Origin of the sequence: Prauserella aidingensis (assembly GCF_024171865.1) — a bacterium.
GTDB classification, from domain to species: Bacteria; Actinomycetota; Actinomycetes; order Mycobacteriales; family Pseudonocardiaceae; genus Prauserella; species Prauserella aidingensis.
Map to the genome: position 1 here is coordinate 15,039 of NZ_JAMTCN010000046.1, position 8,626 is coordinate 23,664.

Annotated in this window: 1 protein-coding gene; it reads right to left on the minus strand. The window is 74.3% G+C overall.

Annotated elements, in window-relative coordinates:
• A partial coding sequence (locus tag LY13_RS24680; protein WP_253830964.1) for a type I polyketide synthase occupies nt 1-8,626 on the minus strand: 8,626 nt, incomplete at both ends.

Consider the following 8,626-nt stretch of genomic DNA (forward strand, 5'->3'; position numbering starts at 1 on the left):
AACACCAGCCGACCCGGCTCCCCCGCCGAACCCTCCACCAACAACGGATGCGGAACACCCTCGGCCAACGCCCGCACCGCATCAGCACCGACCGCCACAGCCCGGTACTCGAAGGCGGTGCGGGTGGTGGCGAGTGAGAACGCCACCGACTCCGCCGGCAATCCGGGAAGGACGGCGGCCACGCGAGCGGCGTGGTCACGCAACGCGGTCCGCGTGCGGCCGGTGACCATCAGCGGCACCGGCGCGGCTCCGAGCTCACCCGGCGTCCCGGACTCGGCCGGCGCGACCGGTACCGGAACGGAGTCACCCTGTTCGAGGACGACGTGGGCGTTGGTACCGCTCATCCCGAACGACGACACCCCTGCCCGGCGTTCGTGACCGGTGTCCGGCCAGGCGGTGGCCTCCTGCACCAGCGACACCTGGCCCGCGGTCCAGTCGACGTGCGGGGTGGGCACGTCGACATGGAGTGTGCGGGGCAGTCGGGCGTGCTGCAGCGCCAGCACAGCCTTGATCAGCCCGGCGACCCCGGAGGCCGCCTGGGTGTGGCCGATGTTCGACTTCACGGAGCCGAGCAGCAGCGGCCGCTGCCTGCCCTGGCCGTAGGTGGCGAGCAGCGCGTCGGCCTCGATCGGGTCGCCGAGCGACGTACCCGTGCCGTGAGCCTCGACGTAGTCGACGTCGGAGGTGCCGAGCCCCGCCTCGGCCAGGGCTTCTCGGATCACCCGCTGCTGCGACGGGCCGTTCGGGGCGGTCAGTCCGTTGGAGGCGCCGTCCTGGTTGGTGGCGGTCCCGCGCACGACGGCGAGTACCGGCCAGTCACGGCGGCGGGCCTCGGACAGCCGCGTGACCACGACCATGCCCGCGCCCTCGGCGAGGGACATGCCGTCCGCGTCCGCGCCGAAGGCCTTGCACCGGCCGTCGGCGGCCAGGCCGCGCTGGCGGGCGAACCCGATCAGCGCGCCGGGCCCCGACATCACCGCGACGCCACCGGCGAGCGCCAGATCGGACTCGCCCGAACGCAGCGACCGGGCCGCGAGGTGCAGCGCGACGAGGGACGACGAGCACGCGGTGTCGACCGTGACCGCGGGGCCCTGCAGCCCGAGGGTGTAGGAGACGCGGCCGGAGACGACACTCGCGGCGCTGCCGACGAGCAGGTGACCCTGCGACGCGTCGTCGGTGTCACCGAGGCGGGCGGCGTAGTCCTGGTAGTTGACGCCCGCGAAGACGCCGGTGCGGGTGCCCCGCAGCGTGGTGGGATCGACACCGGCGCGCTCCAGCGCTTCCCAGGACACTTCCAGCAGCAGCCGCTGGTGCGGGTCCATCGCGGCGGCCTCCCGCGGGGAGATGCCGAAGAACGCCGGGTCGAAGTCGGCGACCCGGTCGAGGAACCCGCCACCCTCGGCGTAGGTCGTGCCGGGGCGGTCCGCGTCCGGGTCGTACAGGTCGGCGGGCCAACCACGGTCGGTCGGCAACGGCCCGATGGCGTCGCCGCCCTCGTCCAGCAATGCCCACAGCTCGTCGGGTCCGGTGACGCCGCCGGGGAAACGACAGGCCATGCCGACGACGGCGAGCGGCTCGTCCACGGCCTCGCGGACCACGACCTCGGCTCCCGTGGCGTGGCCGAACAGTTCGCCGTCGAGATGCTCGGCGAGCGCGGTCGCGGTGGGGTGGTCGAACACGACCGTGGTCGGCACGCGCAGTCCGGTCGCGGCGGTGAGCCGGTTGCGCAGGGCGACGGCGGTCAGCGAGTCCAGGCCGAGATCGCGGAAGGCGGTGCGCGCCTCGACCTCGTCGGCGCCGCCGTGGCCGAGGGTCGCGGCGGCGTGTTCGCGCACCAGGGCCGTCAGCCTGCGCAGCCGGTCGCCGCGGGCCAGGCCCGCGAGCTCGGCCCGCAACCCGGTGCCCGACGGATCCGCGTCGGACCGCGTGTCCCGCTCGGCGATCGCGACGACCTCCGGGACACGGGACAGCAGCGGACTGGGACGCAGGGACGTGAACACGGGCACGAATCGGTCCCACGCGACGTCGGCGACCACGGGGACGGCCTCGGAGCCGATGACCTCGACCATGGCGGTGAGGGCACGGTCCGGGTCGAGGAACGGCAGGCCCTGCCGGTGGACGCGTTCGGGGTCGACTCCCTCGTGCACGTGCCCGTCGTCCCACTCGTTCGCGGCGGCCCAGACGCCCCAGGCGATGGAGGTGCCCGCGGCGCCGCGACCACGGCGGGCGGCCGCCAGCGCGTCGAGGTGGGCGTTGGCCGCCGCGTACGCGACGTGGTCACCGCTGCCCCAGACGCCGGCGATCGAGGAGAACAGCACGAAGTCGTCGAGGTCGTCGCCGAAGACGTCGTCGAGGACGGCCGCTCCGCCGACCTTGGGCCGAACCACGGCCGCCACCTCGTCGAGTGTGGTTCCGGCGACCGGGCCGAGTTTGATGAACGCGGCCGCGTGCAGCACCGTCCGCACGGGTGTGCCGTCGGCGGCGAGCCGGTCGGCCAGCGCTCGCACGTCGTCGGCGTTCGTCACGTCGCATCGGACGAACTCGACCACCCCGGCGCACTCGGCGGTCAACTCCGCCGCGCCGGGAGCGTCGGCGCCGAGCCTGCTGGTGAGCACGACCTTCGTCGCCCCTGCCGCCACCAGTCGCCGTACCACGTGCGGGCCGAGCGCACCGGTACCGCCGGTGAGCAGCACCGTTCCGGAGGGCTGCCAGAGGTCGGTGCGCGGCGTGGCGGCGCGGACCAGCCGGGCGGCGAGGATGCCGCCCTCCCGGATCGCGACCTGATCCTCGTGTCCGGAAAGGACCGGCGGCAGGTCGTCGGCCGGGGTGCGACGCGGGACGCCGTCCGGGGTTTCCGGGAGGTCGACGAGACCGCCCCACAGAGCCGGGTGTTCGAGTGCGGCGACCTTGCCGAGGCCCCAGATCTGTGCCTGGGCGGGGCTGCGCACGGGATCGTCGTCACCGGTGGTCACCGCGCCGGTGGTGGCGGCCCAGAACCGGGTGGCCGCACCGGTGTCGTGCAGGGCCTGGACGGCGGTGAGCGTGAGTGCGACTCCCGCGGTCAGGTCGGGATGGGTCGCGTGCGGGTGCTCGGCGAGGGCGAGGAACGACAGCACGCCGTCGCCGCCCAGCGCATCCGCCAGCGCGGCACGGTCGTCGGTGTCGGCGGCGGTGACGATCTCGGCGCCGAGGGCGTCGGCCGCGGCGCGGGGCCACGGGTGGTCCGCCTGGCTCTCGTGCACGAGGACGCGCCAGTCACCGCCGAGCCGACCTGCCGGGGTGACGAGCTCCCAGTCGAGGCGGTAGCGCCAGGAATCGATGGTCTCGCGCTCGTGGCGGCGTTCGTGCCAATGCGCCAACGCGGGCAGGGCGGTGCGCAGCGCGTCCCGCTCGGGTCCCTCGGGTGCCAAGGCATCGACGTCGCCCCGTGCGACGGCTGCCCAGAACTCGGCGTCCCCGCCCGCGTCGCGTGGACCCGGTTCCAGCCAGTAGCGCTTGCGCTGGAAGGCGTAGGTGGGCAGGTCGACCCGTTCGCCGTCGGGGACGACGGCGTTCCAGTCCGGTTCCACACCGGCGACGACGGCCTCGCCCAGCGACAGCAGCAGGCGGTGCGCGCCGCCGTCGTCGCGGCGCAGCGAGCCGATCGCGGTCACCTCGTCGGGCATCGCCACGGTGAGCACCGGGTGCGGGGAGCACTCGACGAACGTGGCGTATCCGTGGGCCGCCAGCTGTTCGACCGCGTCGGAGAAGCGGACCGTGGACCGGAGGTTGTCGAACCAGTACTGCGCGTCCATACCCGGGCCGTGCTCGATCCGACCCGTCAACGTCGAGTGGACGGGCACCTCGGCGCCCCGCGGCGTCACCGGTGCGAGCACGTCGAGGAGTTCCTCGCGGAGTTCGTCGACCTGTGGCGAATGCGACGCGTAGTCCACCGGGACTCGTTTGGCACGAACGTCCTCGGCCTCACATGCGCTGATCAGCTCGTCCAGCGCATGCGGCTCGCCCGAGACCACCACCGCCGACGCACCGTTGACTGCCGCCACCGAGATCCGCTCGCCCCACCCGGCGATGCGGTCCCGCACCTCGGCCTCCGGCAGTGCGACCGACACCATCCCGCCACGGCCCGCGAGACGCCGCAACGCCCGAGAACGCAACGCGACAACCCGCGCACCGTCCTCGAGCGACAGAGCTCCGGCGACCACGGCGGCGGCGATCTCACCCTGGGAATGTCCGACAACCGCGGCAGGCTCGACGCCCCACGACCGCCACACCTCCGCCAGCGAGACCATCACGGCCCACAACGCCGGCTGCACGACGTCGACCCGCTCCAGCAACTCCGCGTCGGCCAGCGCATCCGACAGCGACCAGTCCACGAACTCCGACAACGCCGCCTCGCACTCGGCCAGCCGAGCCGCGAACATCGGAGACTCGTCCCGCAACCGCAGCGCCATCCCGACCCACTGCGAACCCTGACCCGGAAACACGAACGCGACCCTGCCTGCGCTGTGCGCCGTGTCGCCGTCTCCCTGGACGAGCATCGGGTGTGCCCGCCCCGCGGCAAGCGCCGCGACCGCCTCGCCGGTCAACGCGACGGCCCGGTGCGGCAACCGCGCGCGGGTGGTGGCGAGCGAGTACGCCGCCGACGTCCACGCCAGGTCCGGCAGCGCGTCCGCGAGACGTGCCGCCGAGGCCCGCAGGGCCTGCTCGGACCTGGCGGACAGCACCAGCGGAGCGGCTCCTGCGGCGGCGATGTCGTCGGTGCCCGCGTTGCCGGGGACGCCGTCGTCGATCGCGTCGGGACCGGCGGACGCTTCGGCCGGCTCGGGGTCGCCCTGTTCGAGAACGACGTGCGCATTGGTACCGCTGACGCCGAACGACGACACCGCGGCCCTGCGCGGTGCCGCGGTCCGCGGCCACGGGGAGGGCTCGGTCAGCAGCGACACCGCACCGGAGTTCCAGTCGACGTGCGAACTGGGCGTCGAGGCGTGCAGCGTGGCCGGCAATTCCTCGTGCCGCAGCGCCTGCACCATCTTGATGACCCCGGCGACACCCGCCGCCGCCTGCGTGTGACCGATGTTCGACTTGATCGACCCCAGCGCCAGCGGGGTCTCCCGGTCCTGCCCGTAGGTGGCGAGCAGCGCCTGCGCCTCGATCGGGTCACCGAGCACCGTGCCCGTACCGTGCGCCTCGACGGCATCCACATCGGACGGACGCAGTCCACCGGAGTCCAGCGCGGCACGGATGACGCGTTCCTGCGACGGCCCGTTGGGCGCGGTCAGGCCGTTGGACGCACCGTCGGAGTTCACCGCGGAACCCCGCAGCACGGCCAACACCCGGTTGCCCGCCCGCCGCGCATCGGACAGCCGCTGGACGAGCACCAGGCCTGCGCCCTCGGCGAATCCGGTACCGTCCGCATCGTCGGCGAACGCCTTGCACCGCCCGTCCGGGGAGAGCCCACGCTGCCGGGAGAACTCCGTGAACAGCCCCGGCGTGGACATGGCCGTGACACCGCCCGCGAGGGCGAGGTCGCACTCTCCGGAGCGCAGTGCCCGCGCCGCCAGGTGCAGTGCCACCAGCGACGAGGAGCACGCCGTGTCGACGGTGACGGCGGGTCCTTCCAGTCCGAAGGTGTAGGCGAGCCTGCCGGAGGCGACACTGCCCGAGTTCCCGGTGCCGAGGTGGCCTTCGACGTCCGCGGGCACACCGGTCAGCCTGCCCGCGTAGTCGGAGTACATCAGGCCCGCGAACACGCCGGTGCGGCTGCCGCGCAGCCGTTCCGCCGGAAGGCCCGCGCGCTCGAACGTCTCCCACGCCGTTTCCAGCAGCAGGCGCTGTTGCGGGTCCATCGCCAGCGCCTCGCGCGGCGAGATGCCGAACAGTTCGGCGTCAAAGTCGGCCATGTCGGCCAGGAACCCGCCCTCGCGGGCGGAGAACGAGCCGGGACGCTCGCCCGTCGGGTCGTATCCCCCGGCGATGTCCCAGCCGCGATCGGTGGGGAACGGGCCGATGGCGTCGGTGCCGGAGCGCACGAGATCCCACAACTGCTCCGGATCGGCGACGCCGCCGGGGTAACGGCAGGCCATGGCGACGATCGCCACCGGCTCGTCGGCCGGGACGGCGGTCGTCGCGGACCGCTCACTCCGTGCGGTGCCCGCGATGACGTCCGCGAGTGCGCTCGGGGTCGGGTGGTCGAAGACCGCCGTCGCGGGCAGCCGGGTCCCGGTGGCCTCGGCCAGCCGGTTGCGCAACTCCACGGCGGTGAGCGAGTCGAAACCGAGGTCCTTGAAGGCACGTCCGGGTTCCACCGCGGCCGACGACGGGTGCCCGAGCACGGCGGCGGCGTGGCTGCGGACGAGGTCCAGCACGCGCCGCTGCCGCTCGGCGCCGGTCGCGCCCGCCAGGTCCGCCTGGATGTCGTCCACCGACGTGACGTGGGCCTTCCGCGGCCCTGCGAGGCCGCGCAGCAGCGGCGGCACGTCGGTCCGTGACCGCAGTGTCGAAAGGTCCAGACCGATCGGCACCAGCGGGCCGTCGGCGGCGTCCTCACCGACGGCGCGGTCGAAGAGCGCCAACGCTTCCTCGGTGCGCAGCGGCCGCACACCCGCGCGCGCGAGCCGTGAGACGGCGGTCTCGTCGAGGTGACCGGTCATGCCGCTGGCCCGGCTCCACAATCCCCACGCCAGCGACGTGCCCGGCCTGCCGTCGGCACGCCTGCGCGCGATGACGGCGTCGAGTCCGGCGTTGGCCGCGGCATAGGCGCCCTGGCCGGCGTTGCCGAACAGCCCGGCTGCGGCGGAGAAGACGACGAACGCGGTCAGGTCGAGGTCGGCGGTGGTCTCGTCGAGCACGCGAGCCGCGGTCAGCTTGGGTGTGACGACCGCGTCGAGCCGTTCCGGGGTGACGGCGGAGAGGACCCCGTCGTCGAGGACGCCTGCGGTGTGCACGACGGCGGTCACGGGGTGTTCGGCGAGCAGGGCGCGCACCTGGGCGGCGTCGGCGACGTCGCAGGCGACGACCTCCACCCGGGCACCGAGTTCGCCGAGTTCGTCCGCGAGCTCGGCGGCCCCCGGGGCATCCGGGCCGCGGCGGCTCGCGAGCACGAGAGCGGCGACACCGCGCCGGGCGAGGTGCCGAGCGAGTTCGGCACCGAGCGTGCCGGTGCCGCCGGTGATCAGCACGGTCCCGTCCGCGGGGAACATCTCGGCGCACGACGCGGTGTCGGCCTGCGCGTCGGCGGCCTGCGTCACCCGGGCGAGCCGCGGAGCCTCGAGCACTCCCCGTTCGACGCGGGTCCACGGTTCGTCGGCTGTCGGCAGCAGCACGGCCCCGCGGGTTTCGACAACGGCGAACCTGCCGGGGTGCTCGGCGGCGGCGCTGCGGACCAGACCGGCGGTGGCGGCACCGTCAGGGCCGGGGTGGACGGCGAGGGTGAGGAGCCCGTCGCCGCGATCGGCCCAGTCGTGGAGCAACGGCAGCACGTCCGCGGGCGTGGTGCCCGCAGGGCAGCCGACGGTGAGCGGGGTGGGCAGGCCGGCGTGGGCGTCCGACAACGCCACGACGTCGGCGGGCGCCGGTTCCGTCGCGGCCGTCTCCGTCCATTCCAGACGGTAGAGCGGCGCGGTGGGCGCGGCGGGGTCGACCGGGCGGAAGCCGAGACGTTCGGCGCTCAGCACCGGCGTCCCGTCGGGGGTCGTGACGGCCAGCGTGACGGCGTCCCCGTCCACCGGGGTGAGGCGGGCACGGACGGCGCGGGCTCCGGTGGCGTGGAGGGTGACGCCCTGCCAGTCGAAGGGCAGTGCGGGGGCGCCACCGGTGACGGCGAGGGAATGCAGTACGGCGTCGAGCAACGCCGGGTGCACGCCGAGTCCGGTCACGTCGCCGTCGAACGACGCCTCGGCGAACACCTCGTCACCGCTCCGCCACACGCGGGTCAGGCCACGGAATGCGGGGCCGTACTCGATCCCGCCCTCGGCGAACAGGTCGGCGAGGCCGTCGAGGGGCACCTCCTCCGAGTCGGCGGGCAGGTCCACGGCGTCGCCGTCGGCCGCGCCGGTGACAGCAGGTGAGGCACGCAGGGTTCCCTCGGCGTGCCGAACCCACTCGTCGTCGGAGTCGCGGCGGGCGAACACGGTGACCGGCCGGGTCTCCGTCCCCGCGGTGCCCGCGCCGACGGCGAGCTGCACGGTCGCGGGCAGGACCAACGGCTCGCGCAGGGTGAGATCGTCGATGTGCGGCACCGCGGCCTGGCGACCGGCAGCCAGCACCAGGTCGAGGATCGCGGTCCCCGGCAGCACCGGGCGGCCGCCGAGCACGTGGTCGGCGAGCCACGGTGCGGTGGGCGAGGCCAGTCGTCCGGTGAGGACGACGCCGTCGTCGGCGGCGAGCGTCAGCGCCGCGCCGAGCAACGGGTGCCCGGTGGCGGCCATGCCCGCCGCGGTGACATCGGTGGCGCCGCGGGCGGGCCAGAAACGCTGCCGCTGGAACGGGTAGGTGGGCAGGTCGGCGCGCCCGTCGCCGGGCAGCACCGCGGACCAGTCGGGCGTCACGCCGCGGACCACGGCCTCGCCCAGGGAGAGCATCAGCCGTCGCAGTCCGCCCTCGTCGCGTTTGAGCGAGCCCACGGCCA